A 26182-nucleotide genomic window follows, 5' to 3' on the forward strand; every position below is an offset into this window, starting at 1 on the left:
TCATTTCATTTCGTTGCCGATATTCAACATACGGCAGCAGCATTGCATATATTTTTTAAATCATATTCAAACAGTTTACGCTGCCAAACACTTTTTCATATTTTGTTTTAATTATATGTCTGCGGCTCGTTCCGCCCAACGCATAGGAAACATATAGATGTCACAAGTAATCAATACTAATGCTCTGAGCCTTGTTGCACAGAATAACCTGAACAAGTCGCAGTCCACTCTGGGTACGGCAATTCAGCGCCTATCTTCGGGTCTGCGTATTAACAGCGCAAAAGACGATGCTGCAGGCCAGGCTATCAGCAACCGTTTCACCGCCAGCATCTCAGGCCTGACTCAGGCTTCCCGCAACGCTAACGACGGCATCTCCATCGCTCAGACAACCGAAGGTGCTCTGAACGAAGTTAACGATAACCTGCAGAATATCCGTCGCCTGACCGTACAAGCACAAAACGGTACTAACTCAGCTTCTGACCGCGAATCTATTCAGGATGAAATTAACGCTCGCCTGGATGAAATTAACCGTATCTCCGATCAGACGGAATTTAACGGCGTCAAGGTTCTAAGTAGTGACCAGTCTCTGTCTATTCAGGTAGGTGCAAATGACAGTGAAACCATCGATATCCAGCTTAAAAAAATGGATACTAAAAGTCTGAGCATGGACGATTTCACAGTTGAAGACAATATTAAAGGAACTCCACTCATACCATTGTATCCCGGAATGAGTACCCTTGCACACTCAACTTATCAGATCGGGTATACGATTGATTATCGAACCCCACCTGTCGTACCGCAAGATATAGTACAAGACCAAGACACGGGTATACTTTATGCGGAAGCTAATGGTAAATATTATACTATAACTCAACAGCATGACGGAGCTCTAGGATTTAAAAGTGCTCCTAGTCTTGAGCAAAAACCAGATCCGGCAAAACTAAGCAGCATGCTTGGTAAAACATATTCATTTAATGCCTTCGTCGATTTTACTCCGAGTGGTGGTAAAACACTGGAAACGGACGGCAATGGGAATTTCTATGTAGATGATGGCCAAGGACACATGACCAAGAGCGCCCTATCATTAAAGATAGTGGGTTCATCATTAATGAGTACTTTTACCGATACGGGCGTTGCGGTTGCTAACTCCCATACTCTGACACCCAACCCGCTGAAAACAATCGACGCGGCACTTGCCCAGGTTGACAAACTGCGTTCTGGCCTTGGCGCTGTGCAGAACCGTTTCGATTCTGTTATCAGCAATCTGAACAACACCGTCAACAACCTGTCCGAGTCTCGTTCCCGTATTCTCGACGCTGACTTTGCGTCTGAAGTGTCTGAAATGAGCCGCGCTAATATCCTGCAGTCTGCTGGCACTTCGGTTCTGGCGCAGGCTAACCAGGTTCCGCAGAACGTTCTGCAGCTTCTGCGTTAATATGCCCCCACTGGCAGAATCATTCTGCCAGTACCCCATACATATTATCCGGCCTTGTACGATATTCATCGAAACAACAGCCAGACCAGCAGACACACCACCACCGGCACAGCAAAATCCATCAGGCTTGCTACATCCCACGCACGTGGGTCAAAACCGCCCCACCACGGCATATTCATACGCTTGCCATGCCCGAACATTTCAATCCAGCGATATTCTGCCTGGGTATGTTCACGAGCGATGAAGAACGTACAACCAGCTATCGCTCCGTAAGCCCAGTTTCCGGTAAAAAAACCAACCAGTACCTGCGCAGCCACAGCACAAAGTGCGTGAAGGAAAGGTGTTATATCCATTATTCCTCCTTTATCAGATATCACTTCGGGAAGTTGATAACAACTTTAATTCTGACTCAAGTTCATCAACTCTTGTAGTGGCATAGTGAATTTGGCCACCTGAATAGAGGTGATATCATCACCTCATAGTCAAAACAGGTGACATTATGACCGGACGTAACAGACGCAATTTTAGCCCCGAGTTTCGCCTCGAGGCTGCCCAGCTTGTACTCGATCAGCATTACACCGTTGCCGCCGCTGCCACTGCGATGAATGTCGGCAAATCCACGATGGATAAATGGGTTCGACAACTGAAAGAAGAGCGAGCGGGAAAATCACCCATAGCTTCACCCATGACACCTGAGCAGATTGAAATACGTGAGTTGAAGAAAAGACTTCAACGCGTTGAAATGGAAAGGGATATATTAAAAAAGGCTACCGCGCTCTTGATGTCAGACTCCCTGAACAATTCTCATTAGTTGAGAAACTCAGGGCGCGGTTTCCTGTTGCCGTTGTGTGCAACGTGTTTGGGGTTCATCGCAGCAGTTATAAATACTGGCGGCAGCCCAGGAAGCCTGACGCCACGAAAGTGGCATTACTGAGCCTTGTGCGTGAAGTTTATCACGAAAGTAACGGTTCAGCAGGAGCGCGAAGCATTGCCGCAATGGTCACCACCAAAGGTATAAAACTGAGCCGCTGGCGGGCAACAAAGCTGATGAAAGCGCTCAATATTATCAGCTGTCAGCAACCTGGCCATCGTTATAAGAAGGCGTCTAAGGAACACATTGAGATCCCTAATTATCTGGATCGCCAGTTTGCTGTTACCGAGCCTAATCAGGCTTGGTGCGGTGATGTGACTTATATCTGGACGGGAAAACGCTGGGCTTATCTGGCTGTTGTACTCGATTTGTTTTCCCGCAAACCGGTTGGCTGGGCGATGTCATTTTTCCCTGATTCCGCACTGACAGGTAAAGCCCTGTCGATGGCCTGGGAAGCACGGGGGAAACCGGCTAATTTACTGTATCACTCGGATCAAGGCAGTCACTATACCAGCAGGAATTTCAGACAGTTACTGTGGAGATATCAGATAAAGCAAAGCCTGAGGCGCTCAAGGCTGACAGCTAATGAGTATGTCGCGATTTACCATGCAGCCGAACCTCTCCCAATCTGGCTGAGGCTGGCAATGGATTTGGCTGTCGTTACAGGGCAGAGAGTGGGCGATTTGTGCAAAATGAAGTGGTCAGACATAAACGACAACCATCTTCACATTGAGCAGGGTAAAACAGGGGCTAAGCTCGCCATTCCGCTGACGCTAACGATTGACGCGCTCAATATCTCATTGGCTGATACACTACAGAAATGCAGGGAGGCCAGCGGCAGTGAAACTATAATCGCATCAAAGCATCACGATCCGCTTTCACCGAAAACAGTATCGAAGTATTTTACAGAGGCGAGAAATGCATCTGGACTCTCATTTGATGGAAACCCGCCAACATTCCATGAACTGCGTAGCCTGTCAGCGAGGCTATACCGGAACCAGATTGGCGATAAGTTTGCTCAACGTCTTCTCGGGTATAAATCAGATTCAATGGCGGCGCGGTATAGGGACAGCCGTGGACGGGAATGGGACAAAATTGAAATCGACAAATGATTTTATTTTGACTAATAATGACCTGCTTACGTTAATTAATTGATAGTCAAAGAGATTTTAAATATACAACTTATTCACCTTAAGTACACCGACCGTGAATTTAACCCTGACCCGAAGACTCTGGATGGGCTTTGCCCTGATGGCGCTGTTAACCCTGACCAGTACCCTGGTGGGATGGTACAACCTGCGCTTTATCAGCCAGGTGGAAAAAGACAACACTCAGGCATTGATTCCTACCATGAATATGGCGCGCCAGTTGAGCGAAGCCAGCGCCTGGGAACTTTTCGCCGCGCAGAACCTGACCAGTGCCGATAACGAAAAGATGTGGCAGGCGCAGGGGCGAATGCTCACCGCACAAAGTCTGAAGATTAATGCGTTGCTGCAAGCGTTACGGGAACAAGGTTTTGATACCACCGCTATTGAACAACAGGAGCAGGAGATTTCCCGTTCGTTACGTCAACAAGGGGAGCTGGTGGGGCAGCGTTTGCAACTGCGCCAGCAACAACAGCAACTCAGTCAGCAGATAGTCGCCGCCGCCGATGAAATCGCACGCCTGGCGCAAGGTCAGGCGAATAATGCGGCAACCTCCGCCGGAGCTACCCAGGCCGGGATTTACGATTTGATCGAACAACATCAGCGTCAGGCTGCTGAAAGTGCACTCGACAGGCTGATTGATATCGATCTTGAGTATGTTAACCAGATGAATGAACTGCGCCTTAGTGCTCTGCGGGTGCAGCAAATGGTGATGAATCTGGGGCTGGAACAGATCCAGAAAAATGCGCCAACGCTGGAAAAGCAGCTCAATAATGCGGTGAAAATTCTGCAACGTCGGCAAATACGCATTGAAGATCCGGGTGTTCGTGCTCAGGTTGCGACAACGTTAACTACCGTTAGCCAATATAGCGATTTGCTGGCGCTGTATCAGCAGGACAGTGAAATCAGCAATCACCTGCAAACTCTCGCCCAAAATAACATCGCCCAGTTCGCGCAGTTTAGTAGTGAAGTCAGTCAGCTGGTCGACACCATTGAGCTGCGCAATCAGCACGGACTGGCGCATCTCGAAAAAGCCAGTGCACGCGGGCAATACAGCCTGTTATTGCTGGGGATGGTTTCACTTTGCGCACTGATTCTGATCCTCTGGCGCGTGGTTTATCGCTCTGTCACACGTCCACTTGCTGAACAAACGCAGGCGCTGCAACGCTTGCTGGACGGTGATATCGACTCCCCTTTCCCGGAAACCGCTGGCGTGCGGGAGCTGGATACCATCGGGCGGCTGATGGATGCGTTTCGCAGCAGCGTTCATGCGCTGAATCGCCAGCGCGAACAGCTGGCGGCACAAGTAAAAGCGCGCACGGCTGAATTACAGGAACTGGTGATAGAACACCGACAGGCTCGTGCGGAAGCTGAAAAAGCCAGCCAGGCAAAATCGGCATTTCTGGCGGCAATGAGCCATGAGATCCGCACACCGCTGTACGGTATTCTCGGCACCGCGCAACTGCTGGCAGATAACCCCGCACTTAACGCCCAGCGTGATGATTTGCGGGCAATTACCGACTCCGGCGAATCGCTGCTGACCATCCTTAACGATATCCTCGATTATTCGGCTATCGAAGCGGGGGGCAAAAATGTTTCGGTCAGCGATGAACCCTTTGAACCACGCCCGCTGCTGGAAAGTACCCTGCAATTAATGAGCGGGCGGGTGAAAGGTCGCCCGATTCGCCTGGCAACGGCAATTGCCAACGATGTACCGAGCGCGTTAATGGGCGATCCGCGACGTATTCGCCAGGTTATTACCAACTTGTTGAGCAACGCCGTGCGTTTCACTGACGAGGGGCAGATCGTCCTGCGCAGTCGCACTGATGGCGAGCAATGGTTGGTCGAAGTGGAAGACAGCGGCTGCGGTATTGATCCCGCGAAACTGGCAGAAATATTCCAGCCATTTGTTCAGGTAAGCGGCAAACGCGGCGGCACCGGTCTGGGGCTGACTATCAGTAGCAGTCTGGCTCAGGCGATGGGCGGCGAACTGAGCGCCACCAGCACGCCGGGGGCTGGAAGCTGTTTTTGTTTACGCTTGCCGTTACGTGTTGCCACTGCCCCCGTGCCAAAAACAGTCAATCAGGCGGTACGTCTGGACGGTTTACGTTTGCTGTTAATTGAAGATAACCCGCTAACCCAGCGAATTACCGTTGAGATGCTAAACACCAGTGGTGCGCAGGTCGTGGCTGTTGGCAATGCCGCGCAGGCGATAGAAACGCTGCAAAATAGTGAACCATTTGCTGCCGCACTGGTGGATTTTGATCTGCCGGATATCGACGGCATTACCCTTGCCCGACAACTGGTACAGCAATATCCGTCGCTGGTTTTGATTGGCTTTAGCGCCCATGTCATCGACGAAACGCTGCGCCAGCGAACCAGTTCGCTCTTTCGCGGGATTATCCCTAAACCAGTGCCGCGTGAAGTGCTCGGTCAGTTACTGGCGCACTATCTCCAACTGCAAACCAATAAAGATCAATCGCTGGATGTATCGCAACTCCATGAAGATGCTCAGTTAATGGGGACGGAGAGTATTCGCGAATGGCTGACATTATTTAAACAACATGCCCTGCCACTTCTCGATGAAATAGACGCAGCCCGCGCCAGGCAGGACGGCGAAAAAATTAAACGTGCCGCGCACCAGCTAAAAAGCAGCTGCGCGAGTCTGGGAATGCGTAGCGCCAGCCAGCTATGCGCGCAACTGGAGCAGCAACCATTATCTGCCCCCCTCCCACACGAAGAAATTACACACAGTGTTGCCGCTCTGGAAGCATGGTTGAATAAGAAAGACCTGAACGCGATTTGAATCAATATCAGCCAGTTAAGAATATTTAGAATAGTGGTATTTAGCATGCAACTTAACGGGCTGGCAAAATCATGACAGAGAAAAAAAGAACCCGCTGGCAGCGGCGGCCAGGCACGACGGGCGGCAAATTACCGTGGAATGACTGGCATAATGCCGCGACCTGGCGTAAAGCGACGCAATTATTACTGTTAGCAATCAATATTTATATTGCCGTCACCTTCTGGTACTGGGTGCGCTATTACGAAACGGCAGGTAGTACGACATTTGTCGCCAGACCAGGAGGCATCGAAGGCTGGCTACCGATTGCCGGCCTGATGAATCTGAAATATAGCTTTGAAACAGGCCAGCTACCTTCCGTCCATGCCGCCGCGATGCTGTTGCTGGTCGCTTTTATCATCATCAGTCTGTTGCTGAAAAAGGCCTTTTGTTCATGGTTATGCCCGATTGGTACGCTTTCTGAATTAATCGGCGATCTCGGGAAAAAACTGTTTGGTCGGCAATTTGCCCTTCCCCGCTGGCTGGATATTCCTCTGCGCGCAGTGAAGTATTTGCTGTTGAGTTTTTTTCTCTATATCGCGTTATTGATGCCCGCTCAGGCAATTCACTATTTTATGCTATCGCCCTACAGCGTGGTGATGGACGTTAAAATGCTCGATTTCTTTCGTCATATGGGAACCGCGACATTAATCAGCGTGACCGTTTTGCTGATTGCCAGCCTGTTTATTCGCCATGCCTGGTGTCGTTATCTTTGCCCATATGGCGCGCTGATGGGCGTGGTTTCGTTATTTTCGCCGTTTAAGATTCGTCGCAATGCCGAAAGTTGTATCGATTGTGGCAAATGCGCAAAAAATTGCCCATCACGGATCCCGGTCGATAAATTAATTCAGGTACGAACAGTGGAATGTACCGGCTGTATGACTTGCGTAGAGTCATGTCCGGTCACTTCAACATTAACTTTTTCGCTGCAAAAACCTGCGGCAAATAAAAAGGCCTTTGCGTTGTCTGGCTGGTTAATGACGCTATTGGTTCTGGGGATTATGTTTGCGGTGATTGGATATGCGATGTATGCGGGTGTATGGCAAAGCCCGGTGCCAGAAGAATTGTATCGACGCTTAATTCCACAAGCGCCAATGATTGGTCACTAAATTAGCAACAAGCGGAACATCACCTCGCACGGGGTGATGTTCACAAAATCACATTATTTTGATTTTGACGTCATAACCTTCAAGCCCGGTCATTTTCTCCCGCGCAGTAAAGCGAATTTCAGAGACTTCTTTCCCTGTGTTCTTACTCAATTCGGCGATTTTTTGCGCAATAAAGTCGGAGATTTCCGTTTCGGCTTGTTTTTTTAGCTCTTCAATATTCACTGTTAACCTCTTCTGGTCTTAAAAGACAGCAACACGCCAGCAAGGTGTTGGTTCCGATCCCCTGGTCAGGTTAGAAATGTTATAAGCCATCTGCATGAAAGATTCAATAATCAGTAGGTTATCGCTCAATATGCGTACAGGGATAAGTGCAAACAGAAGATATAAAAAAGGCTCCGCGAGGGAGCCTGATATTATTTTGTGAAATCCAGCGGCGCATGGTCAGTGCGTATTTGCAAGGCAACGTTATCAAAGGTGATCATCGTCGATTTACAGAAAATACACTTAGCGCCCAAAGGGTTTCGCTCCGTCACATCGAATGCCGATGTGCGGTACTGTGAACCATGACAACATGGACAGCGGAAATGGAGATGTTGAGTAATAACGGCAACCTTAGAGCGTAACAACGTTCGCTGCCGAGGGGCCACGTTGCCCCTGCTCAATAGAAAATTCGACTTTCTGATTTTCATTCAGCGTGCGGAATTCATTGCTCTGGATGGCGGTGAAATGAACGAAAACGTCCTTGCTGCCATCATCAGGAGTGATAAAACCAAAACCTTTATCTGCGTTAAACCATTTTACTAAACCAGTCATTTTATTAGACATATTTTACTTCCTTCATTTTGAGCCTTTCGGCAAACAGGGCTTTATTACAGAAACTACTTAGTGTTCAGGAGAGAGACTCAAAAGAAGGGGATAATGCCTGATAATGAGAACTGCTTTAGTAAACTACTTTGTATGCTGTCTGTCTTTCAAACCGACGCAGCTATTAACGCATGATAAATATGATTAAGCAAATTTTATTTTAGCCGTCCGGCGGTCTTAAATATCGCTGGCTTTATTTTATTAACACCGTATAGTGCGGCGCAGTATTTTTAGTAAGGAATTTGTTTGTCCCGTAAAATGACAGGAATTGTCAAAACCTTTGATCGCAAAAGCGGCAAAGGATTCATCACCCCCTCCGACGGTCGTAAAGAAGTCCAGGTTCATGTTTCCGCATTCAGTCCCCGCGACGCAGAAGTGCTCATCCCAGGATTACGCGTAGAATTTTGCCGCGTAAATGGCCTGCGAGGACCAACAGCGGCAAATGTTTATTTATCCTGATGTAAACTACATGCCGGAATACGCGCTTCATTCACTATTTGCGTAAAATCCGCCAGTGAACACATGCCCTGCGCGTTTCTCTCCTCACATTCTGCCAGTGTCAGTTTTACCTCTCCAGGCGGCGTTTTTAGCGATAGCGGCGTTTTATCACGCATCTGCTGCAAGGTCTGGAATACCAGCGAAACCTGAATCCATTGACTGTTATCACTTAGCCGCCGCCAGCGTTCAAATACCAGTTCACCACCCGGCGGGGTGTTATCCGGTTGACCCGGCAGCGTCCAGTTAAGCTTCAGTGCCCCCCCCAGATTCGCCAGGTTGGTATCATGCCCGGCAATAAACAACAGTGAAGTCGGCAGCGTAATTCCATAGTTCGATTTTTGCGGGTTGTTTGGCGTCAACGCCGTCAGAACTAAATCCAACAGCGGTGTGGCACGACGACGAGCCACATCCGGGGTACGTTGCAGCAAATAAAACTGCGCATTATGCAGGCTTAACAAGGTGTTCCACTGATGTGAATCAGTAATTCGTCCCCAGCCAGGCTCCGGCATTCCCTGTGCTTGTTGCAGGAGAAATATCTCCGTCAGCATGGATGCGAGGCTTACCGCACCCGTTAATGAGACGTTATCAGCACTCACCTTGAGTTCAGAGGGCAATGCCTGCGTGAACGAACAGCTTTCGTCTTGTTTCTCTCGTTTGAGGCACAGACTTGATTGCGGAAAATTGAGTACCCGCTCCAGTTCGTGAAATGCCGTTTGCCGATGATCGGTAAAATCAACGAGAGAGCCGCCTGCCCTGCTGAGAATCGCCTCAGTTACGTTCACTTTATCCAGTTGGCAAACACCGGTTTTCAGGGGATTAAATAACGGATCGGGACGGGAAGTGTCTGACTGAGTATGTACGGTTATTGCACAGTCGGGAGCCAGCCCGGCAGCAAAGGCTTCGCCTGTTTTACGAGTGCGCTCGTCAACATCGGCAATAATCGCGACCTGCCCAGCTTTCGGGCAACCATTTTTTGCCAGCAAACCGTCAGCCACCAGGCGTTGGCGTTGGTAATGTCCGAGATAAGAGATCAGCTCACCGCCTCGTGGTGTCAGCCAACCCAGTTTCACCGGCCAGCCAGGCCAGGTGTCTGGAGTAACGTCCTGCATGATTTGCGTAGATTTGGTGGGTGCTCGCACACCATGACGGCTGACAATCACCACACTTTCCAGCTTCAGTTCCGGCGCCCCCTGAGCAAATGCAGGTAGCGGAGTTAACGGAAGCAAAAGAGAAAAAAAGGGGATCAAAATCGCTTTCATCGCCAGGTTTCCGTTTTTCATGTTTCGCATTATTGCCTGATGCGACGTTGATGCGTCTCATCAGGCCTACGTTTGTTGTGCGTCAAATCAACCTTTCAGACGCGGTTCCAGCCATACCAACACCACGGTGGAGAGTGAACACATCAACAAAATTCCGACGAACCACAATAAATACCACATTGATCATCCCTCCTTAGTACAGCTCACTATCGTGACGGCGAAGCGTTTCAGTTGTCATGCGCCCCCACATTTTGTAGTAGCTCCATACAGTGTAGAGCAACACAATAGGCAAAAATATCAGCACAATTACTAACATAATGCTCAACGTCATCTGACTGGAGGTGCTGTCCCACAGCGTCAGGCTGGAGATCGGACTGATGCTCGAAGGCATGACAAACGGAAACAGCGTGATGCCCGCCGTGAAGATAACGCCAAATTGCATCAATGAGGCCAGCAGAAATCCCCAACCGGGGCGACCCCGATAAATAGCCATCACCGTCAGTAATGGGCAGAAAAAACCCAGCAGCGGGAAGATCCACAAAATCGGCGATTCAACAAAATTATTCATCCAGGCACCGGGCAGTACTGTAACCAGTTTCATTAACGGATTGGACGGGCCGTTAACATCCTGGGCGAGCAATACAAAGCCATCAATACCCACCCACAGCCAGTACCCCGCCAGCAAAAAGCACAGCATGACCAACAGCGCAGCGCGTTTGATCGCCAGTTGCGAACGCAGGTGAATAGCTCCGACCGTTTTTAGTTGCAACCAGACGCCACCTTGTAAAATCACCATGCCCAGACTGAGCAAACCACACAGTAATGGGAACGGTGTCAGCAATTGCCAGAAAGAACCGAGGTACTCCACGCGTAATTGCGGCGTGAAGACAAACGGCACGCCAAGTAACAAATTGCCGAACGCGATACCGAAGACCACCGGCGGCACCAGGCTACCGATGACCAGACCGGCATCCCACATTTTACGCCAGCGCGCATCAGCGATTTTTCCACGATAATCAAAAGCCAGCGGGCGAAAGAACAGCGAGCACAGCACCAGAATCATCGCCACATAAAAGCCGGAAAACGCCGCTGCATAGACTCTGGGCCAGGCGGCAAATAATGCACCGCCCGCAAGAATCAACCAGACCTGGTTGCCTTCCCAGTGTGCGCCAACGCTGTTAATCAATACCCGACGTTCATCATCATTACGCGCCACCAGCGGCAACAGACAGCCAATCCCCATGTCAAATCCATCGGAGATCATAAAGACCACCAGGATGACGCCAATCAGCAGCCACCAGATGAAGCGCAATGTTTCATAATCAAACATGATTCTCTCCTTTACCCCTGTTGCTGCGTCGGTTGTTCACTCTGCATCGCGCTCGGCCCCAGACGGGCATATTTCTGCATCAGGTAGACTTCGGCGATTAAGAACAGGGTATAAAGCCCTACGATCATGATCAGTGAGAAAGCCAGTTGTCCCGTGGTTAACGCGGAGTGCGCGGAGTATGTCGGTAAGATGTCCTGAATCGCCCACGGCTGACGACCAAACTCGGTCATAAACCACCCGGCTTCAATGGCAATCCACGGCAGTGGCAAACTCCAGAGCGCCATTTTCAGCACCCAACGATGCTGGTCAATTTTACCGCGCAGCGTCTGAACGAGCGCAATCAGCATTACCAGTAACAGCAGCGAACCGCAGCCCACCATGATGCGGAAACTCCAGAACACCGGCGCAACCTGTGGAATAGCGCCACGCATTGCTGCCTGATACTGCGCCGGTGTGACATGATTCATATCCGGCGCATAGCGGGAGAGCAACATGCCGTAACCAAGGTCGCTTTCCAACTCCCGGAATGCCTGCAACACATGTGGCTCCCGGTTACCTTGCGAGATCTCCTGCATCAGCAGCCAGGCCATACGTCCGCGTTGCAAGCGTGGATAGGTTTCAGCCATCAAATTTTTCAGCCCCGGAACGGGCTTATCTAATGAGTGAGTGGCGAGGATCCCTAACAGTGCGGGAATTTTGATGGCAAAGGCATTACGTTCTTGATCCTGTTCCGGCCAGGCAACGAGATGGAACGGCGCAGGTGCGGGTTCGGTTTGCCACTCCCCTTCCATTGCGGCCAGTTTTACCGGCTGAACGCGTGCGACTTCATAAGCAGAACTGTCTCCAAGTTGCAGCGCGCCGATTATCGCCAGTGTGCCAAAGACCGAACCGATGGCGAACGAACGTAGCGCAACATCACGCTCCCGTCCGCGCAGTAAATACCAGGCGCTGATCGCCATAATAAACATGGCCCCGGTCACATAGCCCGCCATCACCGTATGGACAAATTTCACCTGGCTGACAGGGTTAAAAACCAGATCGCTGAAACTGGTCATCTCCATACGCAGGGTGTCGATATCGAAATGCGCGCCGGTCGGGAACTGCATCCAGCCGTTAGCATTCAAAATCCACAATGCGGAGATATTGGAACCGAATGCCACCAGCCAGGTCACCAGCAGATGCTGGTATTTATTCAGCCGTTGCCAGCCGAAGAAGAACAGACCGACAAAGGTGGATTCGAGGAAGAAGGCCATTAATGCTTCCATCGCCAGCGGTGCGCCAAAAATGTCGCCCACATAGTTGGAATAGAATGACCAGTTAGTACCAAACTGAAACTCCATCGTCAGGCCGGTGGCCACACCGAGAGCGAAGTTGATACCGAAGAGCTTACCCCAGAAACGCGTCATATCGCGGTAGACTGTTTTGCCGGTGACCACGTAAATGGTTTCCATGATAGCCAGCAAAAAAATCAGCCCCAGGGTAAGGGGCACGAATAAAAAGTGGTACAGCGCGGTCAGTGCAAACTGCCAGCGCGATAAATCAATAACATCCCACATGCGAACTCCTGTAGGCGAAGAGAGGGAAATAACCCTTTAATAGTAGATCTCCCTTTTTATCCTTACAGTTTGTAGGTGGTCGTATTCGCTGATTGCGATATTCATAAGACTGAAAGCGACATTTGCCGCCGTTTTCACTGTTGCTCGTTTTCCACCAGCCACTGACACACCTCGCCCAACCGCTGCGCAGAATCAGCCAAATCTTCCGGCGCTGCCAGCACAACTTCCGGTATAGGGCAGATTTCATAACTCTCAAGCAGCGGGCCTTTTAGGGTGTCCGTGCAACGTAAATGCCAGACATGGCGTAACCCGGTGGCGTTGATATAGCTCTCGCCATAGCCAATGGTGCGAATCTGAATATTCCCCGCCCCGCAAAGGCGCGAGAGAAACAGCCGGTCAGCCTCGCTGATGGGCAATTGCGTCAGGTTAATACTGTGCGGCTGCGTGTCAGGGTTACGCACATGCGCCAGCAATTCATGAGCCAACGGCAGTCCGTTCATCAGGCCATCGATGGGTGGCGGTAACAGCGAATCTGTCGGCAAGACGTTTTGCGTTGCCGCCTGCCACAAAGGCAGCGGCGCGCAGCCAGTCTCCAGACGGTCTTCCAGTAACTGCTCTCCGCGACGTCTGCGCACTCGCCATAATCCGCAAAAAATTGCCTCCTGAATTTCACTTTCACTGCCATCAACGTGTTGGATGCGAACTGACACTTCCCCTTCCCCGAGAAGCGTATTGATAAAGTGGCGATCGTAAGCGTTGAGATTGAACAGATCGACTGCCAGTACCTCGCCCAAAGGGGGGATACGTTGACTTAGCTGTTGTTGCAGTTCGTTTAACAGCACAATCACCTGCGGGCTATGAGCACACTGTTCCAGTGCCGCCATACTCGGTTCATCATTCACCTGGCAGGTGATCGGCAGCGGATTCATACTGAAGCTGTCGTCATCAGGTTGCGTTCCTGGCCCCAGTAAATGGAAAAAAGTGTCACTCATGAGGCACGCTCCTGTTGCGGTTCGACAAGCCCATGCATCAGGTTTATCAGCTCCGCCCACGGGTGAATACCATTCAGCACGCCGCGATAGCTACCGCCGGTAAACACCAGTGTGGCGGGAAAGCGAAAAACACCAAAGCGATCGCCGATGGCTTCGCTTTGCTCAAGGTCAGCAATCGCTACCTGCCATGTATAATCGGGAAACTCGCGCAATAATTCGCCAATCATTACCGGATTATCGCTGACCTCTGGCGTGCGTTTCGGATCGCTGCTTAATAACACCACGCCGTCTGGCGCTTGCGTAAGCCAGTCATCAAGACGGGATTCACTGACCGGCGTCCAGCCGCGCGCCAGCATTCGTTGCCACAACGCATCAAATGGCGTGTCGTTGCTCATCCCTGCTCCTCCAGTGTCATCCGGTACTGGCGCAAGCGAACGCCTTCATAGTTTTCCATCGACAGACAGTCATAATTGAGACAGCGCGATTCATTAGCCGGTTGCGGCACAATTCCCCACGCAGCCAGCTGCGCCAACGCCGATTGTTCCGCAGCGGGCAGTTGCTCCCGTGCCAGTTCGCTCAGGCTGCCACCGTAGTCGTCGAGCATTGCCGGTTGCAGCCCGACCAGGGCGATTTGTTCAGGCAAATGTCCACGAATATCCGCCAGCGCCAGCACTTCGGAGAAACTGTTCTGGTGCAGACTCATTTTCTTTGCGCTAAGGTATGCCGGAATGCGCTCTCCGGCATATGTCCGTAGCGTTCCTGGCTCCAGCCCATAATCAATGGCATCGAGGATCAACAAGTGACTGGCGCTTTCAACGTAGCCCAACAAATTCAGCCCCTGAGTGCCGCCATCGACAATCTCCACGTTTTCGGGCCAGTGATAATGTGCATATAGCCGTTCCGCCACCCGCACGCCGAAACCTTCATCGGCCCATAGCAGGTTGCCCAGCCCCATCACCACCACGCGCTGCTCGCTCATGAACGCTCCTTGTTGCTTTTGACTTTAAAAAACTTGTGGCTGCGGTAACCGTTCACCATCGTGGAGATCACCGTGTCATCAGACATGATGTCTTCACGCAGCGCCATATAGACATGACCGATCACAAACGCACCAATTAGCCACATCCCCAGCCGATGCCAGCTGTGAATGTCCAGCGAGTTGCCGCCCGTCCAGTAGAAAAACTCCACCACATAACGGAATGGCGCAAAAATAGCGTACTGGCTGTGTTCGCTGTACAGCGCAAAACCGGTGATGATCATAAAGACCGACATCAGGAAATAGCCGAACATCGCCGCCTGGGCGATGGGGTTATGACCGATGTCGGCACTCGGGCGTTTTGCCAGAAACAGATACCAGCGGATTTCATACCACACGCCCAGCCACCAGCTTTTACGCCATACCGGCACAATGAAAAGCTCGCGTGAATAGCGATTACCCACGAACGCCCAGTAAATCCGCATCAGCAATATCACGGTAAAAATCATTCCGGCGCTGAAGTGAATTAACCTGATGTAGCCCATATAGAACAGATACGTCGCCTCGCCGCTGACCGAAGGCAGCGGCTTGCCGATAAAGTAACCGGTGACCATCAACACCGCCATGCATAACACCGTCAGCCAGTGCCAGATACGGACTGGCGCTTCAAAGACATAGTGGCTGACAACGTTGTCGCTTTTCTCTTGCATGATGATTCTCCTTCGCTGTTAACGCACCTGCACGGAGATAAGCTCGCTACCGTCGTCGCCCAGCACGTGTGTTGAACAGGCGAGGCACGGGTCAAAGCTGTGCAGAGTACGCAGGATCTCCAGCGGTTGCTCGGGGATCGCCATTTTGGTGTTCATCAGCGCCGCTTCATATGCGCCAATCTGCCCTTTGGGATCGCGCGGGCTGGCGTTCCAGGTGGTCGGCACCACGCACTGGTAGAGATCAATCTTGCCATCGCGAATGGCGGCCCAGTGACCTAACGCCCCGCGCGGCGCTTCGGTAAAGCCGACGCCACGGCACTCTTTCGGCCAGGTCGCAGGCTCCCATTTTTCAGTGGAGGCAGTGGCGAGATTGCCGTTTTTCAGGTTGGTCATCAGCTTGTCGAAGAAGTACTGCAACTTACCTGCGGCCCACTGCGCTTCGTGCGCGCGGCACAGAATGCGGCCTAACGTTGACTGGATGCCAGAAAGCGGCAGGTTCAGCGCCGACATCATGCGATCGACCGACTCAACGGTCGCAGCATCGCCTTTGTGGTAGGCGATTAACGTGCGCGCCAGCGGCCCTACTTCCATCGCGTTACCGCGCCAGCGTGGCGCTTTGATCCACGAGTAACGTTCCTGTTCATTCAGTTGCTGAATGTTGGTATCGCTGCCTTTGACATCGCCAGGGTTGTACCACGGGTCGGTAATACCATCGAATGGATGACGCCCAACCTGATCGTTGGGATACCGATACCAGGCGTGATCGACAAACTCCTGCACCTGCTGCGGATCAACCAAATCCACTGGCAGCACATTGTTGAAGTCGCCATTGATTACCGCACCACCTGGCATCAGCAGACTTTTCTCGCCAAAGTCGTTGGCAATATCCGGGAATGCGCCGTAGCTAAGGACGCATTTATCAGAAAGACCAGTGCCGATTTCACTCCACGGTTTGTTGAACTGACCGATGGCTAAGGCGTCGGGGATCATCACGTTGTTAATGAAGTCCGCCGTGCGGGTAATGATCGACTGAACCAGGTTCAGGCGTTCCATATTGACCGCCCCGACCGCGCCGCTTTCGTCAATGTTAATGGCGCACGGCATCCCGCCGACAATCCAGTTCGGATGCGGGTTTTTACCACCAAAAACGGCGTGAATTTTGACGATCTCCCGCTGGAAATCGAGGGCTTCGAGATAGTGGGCAAAGCCCATCAGGTTGGCTTCCGGCGGCAGTTTGTACTGCGGGTGCCCCCAGTAGCCATTGCGGAAGATCCCCAACTGCCCGCCTTCAACAAATTTCTTCAGGCGGTTTTGTACGTCGAAGAAATAGCCAGGGGATGATTTCGGCCACGAGGAGAGGCTTTGCGCCAGTTCTGACGTTTTCCGTGGGTCGGCTTTCAGCGCATCTAATACATCTATCCAGTCCATCCCGGCGAGCTGATAGAAGTGCACCAGATGGTCGTGGCACCAGAGCGTCGCCAGCATAATATTACGGATGATATTGGCGTTGTCCGGCACTTTAATGCCGATGGCATCCTCAATTGCATAGACCGAAGCCAGAGCGTGTACGCCAGTGCAGACGCCGCAGATACGCTCAACGAACGCCCACGCATCACGCGGATCGCGGCCTTGCAGGATGATCTCCAGCCCGCGAAACATAGTGCCGCAAGAAACAGCATTGGTGATCACATTCTGATCGTTAATATTCACTTCGCAGCGCATATGACCTTCGATGCGCGTAATCGGGTCGACCACCAGGCGGCGTCCGGCATTGTTGATGGTGTATCCCTGAGTTTCGTACTGAGTGCTCATGCCTGTTTATCCTCGTTGCCCGGCTGTTGTTCGGCTTCTGCAAGTTGCTGGTTATGACGTCTGCGCTGGTCAACGGCGCTGGCGACTGCATGTACGCCAACAGCCGCAGCCACGACACCAAGCGCGGTTAAGCCCACGGTATCGGCGGTAGAGTGCGTTCCCATCTGCGGAATATCGACCACGCGGCTATAGAACGAACCGCGATCCCAGAAACCATTTTCAGAACAGCCCAGGCAGCCATGACCAGACTGGATTGGGAAAGAAACGCCATCATTCCAGCGTGTGGAGGAACAGGCGTTATAGGTGGTAGGCCCTTTGCAGCCCATTTTGTACAGGCAGTAACCTTTACGCGCGGCGTCATCATCCCAACTCTGGACGAACTCTCCGGCATCAAAGTGAGCGCGGCGATAGCATTTATCGTGGATTCGCTGACCGTAGAACATCAGCGGACGCCCCATTCTGTCGACATCCGGCAGACGATCGAATGTCACCATGTAAGTAATGATGGCGCTCATCACATCCGGGATCGGCGGGCAGCCGGGCACTTTAATGATCGGTTTGTCGGTGATGACTTTGTCGATGGGGGTGGCCTGCGTCGGATTGGGTCGGGCGGCTTGCACACAGCCCCAGGACGCACAGGTGCCCCAGGCAATAATTGCACTGGCTCCGGCAGCTGCACGTTTGAGTTTCTCAATAAACGGTCGACCGCTACTGATACAGAACATCCCCTGCTCGCCCAGCGGCGGGTTACCTTCTACTGCGAGGATATATTTGCCGTTGTATTGCGTGATGATGTCTTCAAAGACTTCCTCTGCCTGAGTGCCTGCGGCAGCCATCAGAGTATCGTCGTAGTCGAGAGAAATAAGGGAAAGAATGACATCCTTCGCCAGCGGATGAGCAGAACGGATAAAAGATTCGGTACAGCAGGTGCATTCAAGACCGTGGATCCACACCACTGGAATGCGCGGTTTATTCTCCAGCGCCCAGGCAATCTTTGGTGCCATCCCCGCGCCTAATCCCAGCGACGTGGCAGCCAGACTGCAATATTTAAGAAAACTTCGCCGGGTAACCCCCTGACGTCGCATAGCCTGGTAAAAGGTTTCCTCGTTATTCATATAGCACGTCTCTTCTCCTTGCGACACCGACTGGAGTGCCGGGCGCTTTTGGTCGGCAAGCGACGTCCCTGGAGCAAGGCAAACCATCGCTTCACGAGAGAGACAGAAAACGAAAGCTCATCCTTCTGCACTGGCGCACGTCGCCAGAAAGTATTGTTAATAAAGCGTAGTGAAACTTTTGCACAAAACAACACAGAGTATGTGGATTTATCTTTTAGCGATAAAAATGAACCTTATTTTCCTTAAGGTTTGCCGCAGGAAGGTTATGAAGCGATTTTTATGGCGATGGAATGCGCAAATTGCTGTTATTTCACGCAACCAACACGATTTTGTCTGTTTTTCAGGCAAACAAACACATTGGGGGTTTACACGACGCATCGGGATGTTTATAGTTCGCGTCATTCCGGAAGTGTGGCCGAGCGGTTGAAGGCACCGGTCTTGAAAACCGGCGACCCGAAAGGGTTCCAGAGTTCGAATCTCTGCGCTTCCGCCAAATAAGATAAGGGGTTAGCTAAATGCTAACCCCTTTTTCTTTTATCTGTCAAAATCACCATGCCGTTATGCCATCCCAATGACTTAATCTGTCTTTGCTAAACCTGTTCCAGATCAAATGCGTAAAGATGGGTAAAACCTCTGGGTAGCTTTCGGCAATATCATTATGCTGCTTTATTAATTACACCTGTCATAGAGAGTGACTCCATGGATCGTATAGTTAGTTCTTCACATGACCGTACATCGCTACTTAGCACCCATAAGGTGCTGCGTAATACCTATTTCTTGCTGAGCCTGACGCTGGCCTTTTCTGCGATTACCGCGACTGCCAGTACGGTTCTGATGCTACCATCTCCGGGTCTGATTCTGACGCTGGTGGGGATGTATGGTTTGATGTTCCTGACCTATAAAACGGCGAATAAGCCGACCGGGATTATCTCCGCGTTCGCCTTTACCGGTTTTCTGGGTTATATCCTCGGCCCGATTCTGAACACCTATCTGTCTGCCGGAATGGGTGACGTAATCGCTATGGCACTGGGCGGCACGGCGTTAGTGTTCTTCTGCTGCTCTGCCTATGTGCTGACCACCCGCAAAGATATGTCGTTCCTCGGCGGTATGCTGATGGCGGGTATTGTGGTGGTGTTGATTGGAATGGTAGCGAATATCTTCCTGCAACTGCCTGCCCTGCATCTGGCAATCAGTGCGGTATTCATTCTGATCTCCTCTGGCGCAATTCTGTTTGAAACCAGCAACATCATTCATGGCGGTGAGACGAACTACATTCGTGCCACGGTTAGCCTGTATGTGTCGCTGTACAACATCTTCGTCAGCCTGCTGAGCATTCTGGGCTTCGCCAGCCGCGATTAATCTCACCCGCTAACACTTTCATAGCCTCGCTTTATGCGGGGCTTTGTTTTTTGTTACACTGCCGCCAGTCTGATTAAGGTAGTAATAATTATGCTGATCTTCGAAGGTAAAGAGATAGAGACCGATACCGAAGGCTATCTCAAAGAAAGCAGCCAGTGGAGTGAGCCGCTGGCAGTGGTGATTGCAGAGAACGAAGGGATTTCGCTGTCGCCAGAACACTGGGAAGTGGTGCGTTTTGTGCGTGATTTCTATCTGGAATTTAATACTTCTCCGGCGATTCGTATGCTGGTAAAAGCGATGGCGAATAAATTTGGCGAAGAAAAAGGTAACAGCCGATATTTATACCGACTGTTTCCGAAAGGTCCGGCTAAGCAAGCCACCAAAATTGCTGGCCTGCCAAAACCGGTAAAATGTATTTAACGGATACGAAAATCGGTTAATTCCCCCGAGGGATGATGCGGCTCGCTGAGCACCCGTTCCACACGCGCAGAACGCGGGCCGCCACTCTTTAACCACTGCATTAATTTTTCCACCTGCCCTTCTTCACCGCAGGCAACCACTTCCACGCTGCCATCGTCAAGATTTTTGGCGTACCCGGTTAATCCCAGTTTTTTCGCTTCGTACTGCGTGGTATAGCGAAAGCCTACCCCCTGAACTCGCCCGAAAACCCAGGCAATTATGCATACTTTCGACATCACCGCTCTCCTTATTCTTATAGCTGCGTTGCAAATCCATGGAAAACTCCGGACAATGGCGCCCATTTCTTTGCATCGACAGAATAGTAAATTATGAGTGTACGTTTAGTGTTAGCCAAAGGGCGCGAAAAATCATTACTTCGTCGCCATCCGTGGGTCTTTTCCGGGGCCGTTGCCCGCATGGAAGGTAAAGCCAGCCTCGGTGAAACCATCGATATTGTTGATCATCAGGGAAAATGGTTAGCACGCGGCGCTTATTCGCCGGCTTCGCAAATCCGCGCTCGCGTCTGGACTTTCGATCCTTCGGAATCCATCGACATTGCCTTTTTCACCCGACGCTTACAACAGGCGCAAAAGTGGCGCGACTGGCTGGCGCAAAAAGATGGCCTCGACAGCTATCGTTTAATCGCCGGAGAATCTGATGGCCTGCCGGGTATTACTATCGATCGTTTCGGTAATTTTCTGGTGCTGCAACTGCTGAGTGCTGGCGCAGAATATCAGCGCGCGGCATTAATTAGTGCCCTGCAAACGCTGTACCCGGAATGTGCGATTTACGATCGCAGCGACGTCGCGGTACGTAAAAAAGAAGGGATGGAGTTGACCCAGGGCCCCGTCACCGGCGAGTTGCCGCCTGCCCTGCTGCCGATTGAAGAACACGGTATGAAGCTGCTGGTGGACATTCAGCACGGGCACAAAACGGGCTACTACCTGGATCAGCGTGACAGCCGCCTGGCAACCCGCCGCTACGTTGAAAATAAACGCGTACTGAACTGTTTCTCCTATACCGGTGGTTTCGCGGTATCGGCATTAATGGGCGGTTGCAGCAACGTTGTTAGCGTTGATACCTCCCAGGAAGCACTGGACATTGCACGGCAGAACGTTGAGCTGAACAAACTGGATCTGAGCAAGGCAGAGTTCGTGCGTGATGACGTCTTTAAATTGCTGCGAACTTATCGCGATCGCGGGGAGAAATTTGACGTTATCGTGATGGATCCGCCGAAGTTTGTTGAGAACAAAAGCCAGTTGATGGGCGCCTGCCGGGGCTATAAAGACATCAACATGCTGGCGATTCAGTTGCTGAATGAGGGCGGTGTTCTCCTGACTTTCTCCTGTTCAGGTCTGATGACCAGCGATTTATTTCAGAAAATCATCGCGGATGCCGCAATTGATGCCGGTCGTGATATACAATTTATAGAGCAGTTCCGTCAGGCAGCCGATCATCCGGTGATCGCTACCTACCCGGAAGGGCTATATCTGAAAGGGTTTGCCTGTCGCGTCATGTAACTTGAAATGTGGAATTTTACCCTTATATCAAAGGTGAAGATTTCCCGGGAGGTGACTATGATTGCCAGCAAATTCGGTATCGGCCAGCAGGTCCGCCATTCCCTGTTAGGTTATCTCGGAGTGGTCGTGGATATCGACCCGGTTTATTCGCTCTCTGAACCGTCGCCTGATGAGCTGGCGGTGAACGATGAGCTTCGCGCCGCTCCGTGGTATCACGTGGTGATGGAGGATGACAACGGCCTACCGGTTCATACCTACCTGGCTGAAGCCCAGCTAAGTAGCGAATTGCAGGATGAACATCCTGAACAGCCATCCATGGATGAGCTGGCGCAGACCATCCGCAAACAACTCCAGGCGCCGCGTCTGCGTAACTAACCCCCATACAAATACCCGGAAGGCAAAAACCTTCCGGGTATTTTTTATTTAGCCAGCCCCAGGCGAGGGATCTCAATTGCCGGGCAGCGATCCATGACTACCTGTAACCCGGCATCACGTGCCAGTACAGCCGCTTGCTCATTAATCACCCCTAGCTGCATCCATAAGGTTTTCGCACCAATGGCGATAGCTTCCTGCGCCACGCCCCACGCGGCTTCCGAATTACGGAAAACATCGACCATATCGACTTTTTCCGGAACCTCTGCCAGCGTGCCGTAGCCCTGCTGACCCAGCAGCGTTTTACCGGCGACTTTAGGTGAGACCGGAATAACGTGATAGCCCTGATCAAGCAAGTATTTCATCACGCGATAACTTGGACGGTCGGGTTTATCACTTGCCCCTACCAGCGCAATGGTATGAGTGGACGTTAAAATGGCTGCAATATCGGTCTCTTTCATCATTTCCTCCAGACTATTTATCAAAGTGTACGACAATCCCAACATACCAACCATGCAGCTAATACGAATGAATGAGAGCAAAAGCGGAAAACATGTCTATATGTTAGTAAGTATGATTAAAGAAAAATTTTGATACATTATTATTCAGGCGGTCATTAGACAGGAGCTATCTATGAAAACCGGCATTTTGACCACCTTGATTGCATTATGTTTGCCGGTATCCGTTTTTGCCACCACGCTACGGCTGTCCAGCGATATTGATCTTCTGGTACTCGACGGCAAAAAGGTTTCAAGCTCTCTGTTACGCGGAGCGGATAGCATTGAACTGGATAATGGACCGCATCAGTTAGTGTTTCGCGTCGAGAAGACTATCCATCTTTCCAGTAGTGAAGAACGGCTTTATATCTCCCCGCCGCTGGTCGTCAGTTTTAATACACAGCTCATTAGCCAGGTGAACTTTCGCCTGCCACGCCTGGAGAATGAACGGGAAGCCAATCATTTCGACACAACGCCGCGCCTTGAATTGTTAGATGGCGATGCGACGCCGATTCCGGTAAAGCTGGATATTCTGGCTATTACTTCAACCGCAAAAACGATTGATTATGAAGTCGAGGTCGAGCGTTATAACAAATCCGCGAAACGCGCTTCTCTACCGCAATTTGCCACCATGATGGCAGATGACAGTACACTGCTCTCTGGTGTTTCCGAACTGGATGCCATCCCACCACAGTCCCAGGTGCTCACTGAACAACGGCTGAAGTATTGGTTTAAACTGGCAGATCCGCAAACGCGCAATAACTTCCTGCAATGGGCGGAAAAACAACCATCTTCCTGAGATTTTTGTGCCTGTGCGCAGGCTTTTTCGGTCTTTATCTTGCAGCGATAAGTGCTTACAGTAATCTGTAGGAAAGTTAACTATGGATGTAAATTATGGAACTGACGACTCGCACTTTACCAGCGCGGAAACATATTGCGCTGGTGGCACACGATCACTGTAAACAAATGCTCATGAGCTGGGTGGAACGGCATCAACCATTACTGGAACAGCACGAGCTTTATGCGACGGGCACCACGGGTAACTTAATTTCCCGCGCTACCGGTATGAATGTTAACGCCATGTTGAGCGGCCCAATGGGCGGTGACCAGCAGGTGGGCGCACTGATTTCGGAAGGAAAAATTGATGTGCTGATTTTCTTCTGGGATCCATTAAACGCCGTACCGCACGATCCTGACGTGAAAGCGTTACTGCGCCTGGCGACGGTGTGGAACATTCCGGTCGCCACCAACGTGGCAACGGCAGATTTCATCATCCAGTCGCCGCATTTCAACGACGCGGTCGATATTCTGATCCCCGATTATCAGCGTTATCTCGCAGAACGCCTGAAGTAATATTGCACAGGTGGCAAACGCCACCTGTTTCTTACGGTTTTCTCGCCACCGGCACATCCAGATTTTTCAGTATTTCCACAAAGGGAGAGGAATTCTCTTTGTTAAACAGTGCCCATACCCGATGGCGTGCGCGGGTCAGCGCCACGTACATTAACCGCCGTTCTTCAGCGTCCGGGAAATCCTCAACCGGTGGCAGTAGCGCCTCTTCCATAATCGACTCCCGCGCCGCAGCCGGAAAACCATCACTCCCCTCCTGCAAGCCAACGATGATGACGTAATCCGCCTGTTGCCCTTTGCTGGCATGAATAGTCATAAAGTCGATTTGCAACTTCGGCCAGCGTGTTGCCGCTTTTTCCAGGCTGGCAGGCCTCATGTGGTGATAACGCGCCAGAACCAGAATGCGCTCTTCCGGTTTGGCATAACCAGAGAGCTTATCCAGCAAAGCGTCAAGCTGGCTCTCATCCAATAACGTGACGGCTTTTTTGTCTCCATTGGTTAAGCTATTTAGCGGCTTTTTCAGCTGGCTTGGGTTCTGCTGAATAAACCGGTTTGCCACCTCACCGATACGACTGTTAAAACGGTAAGTCGTGTCTAAATCACAGCGATCGCCTTCACCAAAGTTTTCATGGAAAGCCGTGGTGAGCGACATTTGCGCGCCACTGAAGCGGTAAATCGCCTGCCAGTCATCGCCAACGGCAAACAACGTCGTCTGGCTGTTTTGCTTGCGTAATGCCGCTAACAACGCTGCGCGCTGCGGCGAGATATCCTGAAATTCATCAACCAGAATATGCTTCCAGGGGCTGATAAAGCGACCTTTCTCCAGAATCACAATCGCCTGGTGAATAAGGCCCGAAAAATCGACGGCGTTTTCTGCCTTCAGCGCACCTTTCCAGGCTTTTAATAACGGGGCCATCAACTTGATACGTTTACTGAACAGATCGCGAATCTCTTCGGGCGCGCTGGCAATCATTTCTGCCTGTGCACCGCCGTGCATCCGCATCAGACTTACCCAGCGATCGAGGCGTGAGGCAAGACGACGCTGTAATTTTTCATCATCCCAGAAGTTACCTTCTGGCACTGACCACTGCATTTCTTCCGTCAGCCATTGCCGCCAGCCCTTCGCCTGCGCTTTCTTCTCGCTGCATTGCTTGCGCCACTCAGCAATAAAGAGTTCATGTCGGGCAGCGGTGTCATTTTCCAGTTTGCTGACTGTGGGTACTTTTTTGCTACATTGCTGAATAATATGTAGCGCCAGTGAGTGAAACGTGCGTGCGGTAATGTCTTCGGTATGTAGCCGGTCGCGAATACGCTCGTCCATCTCTTCAGCGGCTTTGCGACCAAACGCCAGCAATAAAATTTGCTCAGGGGACGCTTCACCACGCGCCAGCAACCAGCCTGCACGCGCTACCAGCACCGATGTTTTACCGCTTCCTGCGCCTGCCAGCACTAACAGAGAATGTTCGCCATTAACGACTGCCCGAGCCTGCGCCGGATTAAGCGGTGAAGATTCAACCTGACGGAAAAAATCCGCATACTCATTAAGCATGGTTTCGGTATACGCCTGATTATGCTGCAACCGAGCGCCTTCAATATCTTTCAACCAAGCCTGACATTTGCGCCACGCCTCACGGCAGTTATCGAATTCTTCCAGTCGATTAACCGGCAACGGCAACGCCGACAAAGCCTGGCGGATTTGTTGCTGCACGCCAGAAGTTTGCTCCCGCGTCAGCCATTTATTATCGTTGGTGCGTGCGGCGATAAGATCCAATTGCTGCTGTAATACGCCAGCCGCAATTTCGCTCATCTCCTCGCTCCAGCGCCGCCAGTGAGCATCAAGATGGCGGTGAAAACGCTGCGTCTCACCCCATTCGGTGCCGTGCAGACGCACTACTTTTTCATCAGGCAGTACAAATTCCAGCTCACCCCATACCAGACCGCGCTTGCAGTGAATTGCCAGTAATTGATTGAAAGGAATGAGATATTCGTGACGATCGCCGGAGACTTTTATCCCGGCATTGAGGATCACCGCCCGATCATAAGGGTGCTGTGCCAGACGTTTGCCAAGAGTTGTCGCTTTCAGTTCCATGACTCTGTAGATCCACACGATG

General features: G+C 51.3%; 29 protein-coding genes, 1 tRNA gene and 2 pseudogenes. 13 read left to right on the top strand and 19 right to left on the bottom strand.

Features of this window, described 5'->3' with window-relative positions:
* The first annotated feature begins 157 nt into the window (after positions 1 to 157).
* Positions 158 to 1435, top strand: a complete 1278-nt coding sequence (locus LG381_RS18110) for a FliC/FljB family flagellin (protein WP_225762729.1) — start codon at positions 158 to 160, stop codon at positions 1433 to 1435.
* Between the two features lie 65 nt (positions 1436 to 1500).
* Here LG381_RS18110 and LG381_RS18115 read toward each other — a convergent pair whose 3' ends face one another.
* A complete protein-coding gene (locus LG381_RS18115; RefSeq protein WP_225762730.1) occupies positions 1501 to 1788 on the bottom strand; it encodes a hypothetical protein in 288 nt (95 codons plus the stop codon).
* A gap of 146 nt (positions 1789 to 1934) precedes the next feature.
* Between LG381_RS18115 and LG381_RS18120 the strand changes: the two are divergent.
* The 4 genes and pseudogenes from LG381_RS18120 to LG381_RS18135 form a co-directional block, all read left to right on the top strand.
* Positions 1935 to 2869 (top strand): annotated as a pseudogene (locus LG381_RS18120) (IS3 family transposase); the annotation flags it as partial.
* 12 nt (positions 2870 to 2881) lie between these two features.
* On the top strand, positions 2882 to 3418 hold the full coding sequence (locus LG381_RS18125; protein ID WP_367273294.1) for a tyrosine-type recombinase/integrase: 537 nt from the start codon (positions 2882 to 2884) through the stop codon (positions 3416 to 3418).
* Between the two features lie 94 nt (positions 3419 to 3512).
* The gene (gene torS / locus LG381_RS18130) at positions 3513 to 6257 is read left to right on the top strand and encodes a TMAO reductase system sensor histidine kinase/response regulator TorS (RefSeq protein ID WP_225762731.1); all 2745 of its coding nucleotides are present in this window, start codon (positions 3513 to 3515) and stop codon (positions 6255 to 6257) included.
* Positions 6258 to 6328: 71 nt separating this feature from the next.
* Positions 6329 to 7402, top strand: a complete 1074-nt coding sequence (locus tag LG381_RS18135; protein ID WP_085460597.1) for a 4Fe-4S binding protein — start codon at positions 6329 to 6331, stop codon at positions 7400 to 7402.
* Between the two features lie 48 nt (positions 7403 to 7450).
* Here the strand turns inward: LG381_RS18135 and LG381_RS18140 are convergent, their stop codons facing one another.
* The 5 genes and pseudogenes from LG381_RS18140 to cspG all read right to left on the bottom strand — a co-directional run bounded on the left by LG381_RS18140 (position 7451) and on the right by cspG (position 8227).
* Positions 7451 to 7624 carry an addiction module toxin, GnsA/GnsB family gene (locus tag LG381_RS18140; RefSeq protein WP_001019200.1) on the bottom strand — a complete coding sequence of 58 codons (174 nt, stop codon included), beginning with the start codon at positions 7622 to 7624 and terminating at the stop codon, positions 7451 to 7453.
* Positions 7614 to 7664 (bottom strand): hypothetical protein, encoded by a 51-nt coding sequence (locus LG381_RS22445; RefSeq protein ID WP_135486412.1) that lies wholly within the window; start codon positions 7662 to 7664, stop codon positions 7614 to 7616. Before LG381_RS22445 ends, LG381_RS18140 begins: the two co-directional genes overlap by 11 nt.
* A pseudogene (locus tag LG381_RS18145) lies at positions 7643 to 7841 on the bottom strand (cold-shock protein). Before LG381_RS18145 ends, LG381_RS22445 begins: the two are co-directional and overlap by 22 nt.
* Entirely contained in the window at positions 7816 to 8004 is a 189-nt protein-coding gene (locus tag LG381_RS18150) for a cold-shock protein (protein ID WP_071524879.1), read from the bottom strand. Before LG381_RS18150 ends, LG381_RS18145 begins: the two are co-directional and overlap by 26 nt.
* Positions 8005 to 8014: 10 nt before the next feature.
* Entirely contained in the window at positions 8015 to 8227 is a 213-nt protein-coding gene (gene cspG, locus LG381_RS18155) for a cold shock protein CspG (protein WP_000066493.1), read from the bottom strand.
* A 285-nt stretch (positions 8228 to 8512) separates the two neighbouring features.
* On the opposite strand from cspG, the gene cspH reads away from it, so the two are divergent.
* Entirely contained in the window at positions 8513 to 8725 is a 213-nt protein-coding gene (gene cspH, locus LG381_RS18160; RefSeq protein ID WP_225762732.1) for a cold shock-like protein CspH, read from the top strand.
* Here the strand turns inward: cspH and LG381_RS18165 are convergent.
* The 10 genes from LG381_RS18165 to hyaA all read right to left on the bottom strand — a co-directional run bounded on the left by LG381_RS18165 (position 8713) and on the right by hyaA (position 18514).
* A complete protein-coding gene (locus LG381_RS18165) occupies positions 8713 to 10023 on the bottom strand; it encodes an AppA family phytase/histidine-type acid phosphatase (protein WP_024212534.1) in 1311 nt (436 codons plus the stop codon). The two genes, cspH and LG381_RS18165, sit on opposite strands and share 13 nt — an antisense overlap.
* 87 nt (positions 10024 to 10110) lie before the next feature.
* Positions 10111 to 10203 carry a cytochrome bd-II oxidase subunit CbdX gene (gene cbdX, locus LG381_RS18170; protein WP_000270307.1) on the bottom strand — a complete coding sequence of 31 codons (93 nt, stop codon included), beginning with the start codon at positions 10201 to 10203 and terminating at the stop codon, positions 10111 to 10113.
* Between the two features lie 13 nt (positions 10204 to 10216).
* Positions 10217 to 11353, bottom strand: coding sequence for a cytochrome d ubiquinol oxidase subunit II (gene appB, locus LG381_RS18175; RefSeq protein WP_225762733.1), 1137 nt, complete (start codon positions 11351 to 11353; stop codon positions 10217 to 10219).
* A gap of 11 nt (positions 11354 to 11364) precedes the next feature.
* The gene (appC, locus tag LG381_RS18180; RefSeq protein ID WP_000263590.1) at positions 11365 to 12909 is read right to left on the bottom strand and encodes a cytochrome bd-II oxidase subunit 1; all 1545 of its coding nucleotides are present in this window, start codon (positions 12907 to 12909) and stop codon (positions 11365 to 11367) included.
* Between the two features lie 134 nt (positions 12910 to 13043).
* Positions 13044 to 13901 (bottom strand): hydrogenase expression/formation protein, encoded by an 858-nt coding sequence (locus tag LG381_RS18185; protein WP_105279479.1) that lies wholly within the window; start codon positions 13899 to 13901, stop codon positions 13044 to 13046.
* Positions 13898 to 14296 (bottom strand): hydrogenase-1 operon protein HyaE, encoded by a 399-nt coding sequence (gene hyaE / locus LG381_RS18190; RefSeq protein WP_024224126.1) that lies wholly within the window; start codon positions 14294 to 14296, stop codon positions 13898 to 13900. Before hyaE ends, LG381_RS18185 begins: the two co-directional genes overlap by 4 nt.
* Positions 14293 to 14880 carry a hydrogenase 1 maturation protease gene (gene hyaD, locus LG381_RS18195; RefSeq protein ID WP_225762734.1) on the bottom strand — a complete coding sequence of 196 codons (588 nt, stop codon included), beginning with the start codon at positions 14878 to 14880 and terminating at the stop codon, positions 14293 to 14295. The genes hyaE and hyaD overlap by 4 nt, the downstream gene beginning before the upstream one ends.
* Complete coding sequence (gene hyaC / locus LG381_RS18200; RefSeq protein WP_222679843.1) at positions 14877 to 15587, bottom strand: Ni/Fe-hydrogenase b-type cytochrome subunit; 711 nt, start codon at positions 15585 to 15587, stop codon at positions 14877 to 14879. Before hyaC ends, hyaD begins: the two co-directional genes overlap by 4 nt.
* 18 nt (positions 15588 to 15605) lie before the next feature.
* Positions 15606 to 17399: a Ni/Fe-hydrogenase large subunit gene (gene hyaB, locus LG381_RS18205; RefSeq protein ID WP_222692129.1), complete on the bottom strand. Its 1794-nt coding sequence runs from the start codon at positions 17397 to 17399 to the stop codon at positions 15606 to 15608.
* Positions 17396 to 18514, bottom strand: a complete 1119-nt coding sequence (gene hyaA / locus LG381_RS18210; protein ID WP_010344442.1) for a hydrogenase 1 small subunit — start codon at positions 18512 to 18514, stop codon at positions 17396 to 17398. Before hyaA ends, hyaB begins: the two co-directional genes overlap by 4 nt.
* Before the next feature lie 405 nt (positions 18515 to 18919).
* Between hyaA and LG381_RS18215 the strand changes: the two genes are divergently transcribed.
* The 3 genes from LG381_RS18215 (at position 18920) to tusE (ending at position 20293) form a co-directional block, all read left to right on the top strand.
* Positions 18920 to 19007, top strand: a tRNA-Ser gene (locus LG381_RS18215).
* A 206-nt stretch (positions 19008 to 19213) separates the two neighbouring features.
* Entirely contained in the window at positions 19214 to 19873 is a 660-nt protein-coding gene (gene yccA, locus LG381_RS18220) for an FtsH protease modulator YccA (protein ID WP_000375136.1), read from the top strand.
* Positions 19874 to 19963: 90 nt separating this feature from the next.
* The gene (tusE, locus tag LG381_RS18225; RefSeq protein WP_000904442.1) at positions 19964 to 20293 is read left to right on the top strand and encodes a sulfurtransferase TusE; all 330 of its coding nucleotides are present in this window, start codon (positions 19964 to 19966) and stop codon (positions 20291 to 20293) included.
* On the opposite strand, the gene yccX is transcribed toward tusE, so the two are convergent.
* On the bottom strand, positions 20290 to 20568 hold the full coding sequence (yccX, locus tag LG381_RS18230) for an acylphosphatase (RefSeq protein WP_024212532.1): 279 nt from the start codon (positions 20566 to 20568) through the stop codon (positions 20290 to 20292). The genes tusE and yccX overlap by 4 nt on opposite strands.
* 93 nt (positions 20569 to 20661) lie before the next feature.
* Here yccX and rlmI point away from each other — a divergent pair, with 93 nt between their 5' ends.
* Positions 20662 to 21852, top strand: coding sequence for a 23S rRNA (cytosine(1962)-C(5))-methyltransferase RlmI (rlmI, locus tag LG381_RS18235; RefSeq protein WP_000116321.1), 1191 nt, complete (start codon positions 20662 to 20664; stop codon positions 21850 to 21852).
* Between the two features lie 57 nt (positions 21853 to 21909).
* Positions 21910 to 22227, top strand: coding sequence for a heat shock protein HspQ (gene hspQ, locus LG381_RS18240; RefSeq protein WP_001295356.1), 318 nt, complete (start codon positions 21910 to 21912; stop codon positions 22225 to 22227).
* Positions 22228 to 22271: 44 nt separating this feature from the next.
* On the opposite strand, the gene LG381_RS18245 is transcribed toward hspQ, so the two are convergent.
* Entirely contained in the window at positions 22272 to 22685 is a 414-nt protein-coding gene (locus LG381_RS18245; protein WP_010348869.1) for a CoA-binding protein, read from the bottom strand.
* A gap of 172 nt (positions 22686 to 22857) precedes the next feature.
* Between LG381_RS18245 and LG381_RS18250 the strand changes: the two genes are divergently transcribed.
* Positions 22858 to 23520, top strand: coding sequence for a DUF2057 family protein (locus LG381_RS18250; RefSeq protein WP_000847775.1), 663 nt, complete (start codon positions 22858 to 22860; stop codon positions 23518 to 23520).
* Positions 23521 to 23615: 95 nt separating this feature from the next.
* On the top strand, positions 23616 to 24074 hold the full coding sequence (gene mgsA / locus LG381_RS18255; RefSeq protein WP_000424180.1) for a methylglyoxal synthase: 459 nt from the start codon (positions 23616 to 23618) through the stop codon (positions 24072 to 24074).
* Between the two features lie 31 nt (positions 24075 to 24105).
* Here mgsA and helD read toward each other — a convergent pair whose 3' ends face one another.
* Positions 24106 to 26160, bottom strand: coding sequence for a DNA helicase IV (helD, locus tag LG381_RS18260; RefSeq protein ID WP_225762994.1), 2055 nt, complete (start codon positions 26158 to 26160; stop codon positions 24106 to 24108).
* Positions 26161 to 26182: the final 22 nt, after the last annotated feature.

The organism is Escherichia sp. Marseille-Q3837, assembly GCF_916618735.1.
GTDB lineage: Bacteria > Pseudomonadota > Gammaproteobacteria > Enterobacterales > Enterobacteriaceae > Escherichia > Escherichia ruysiae.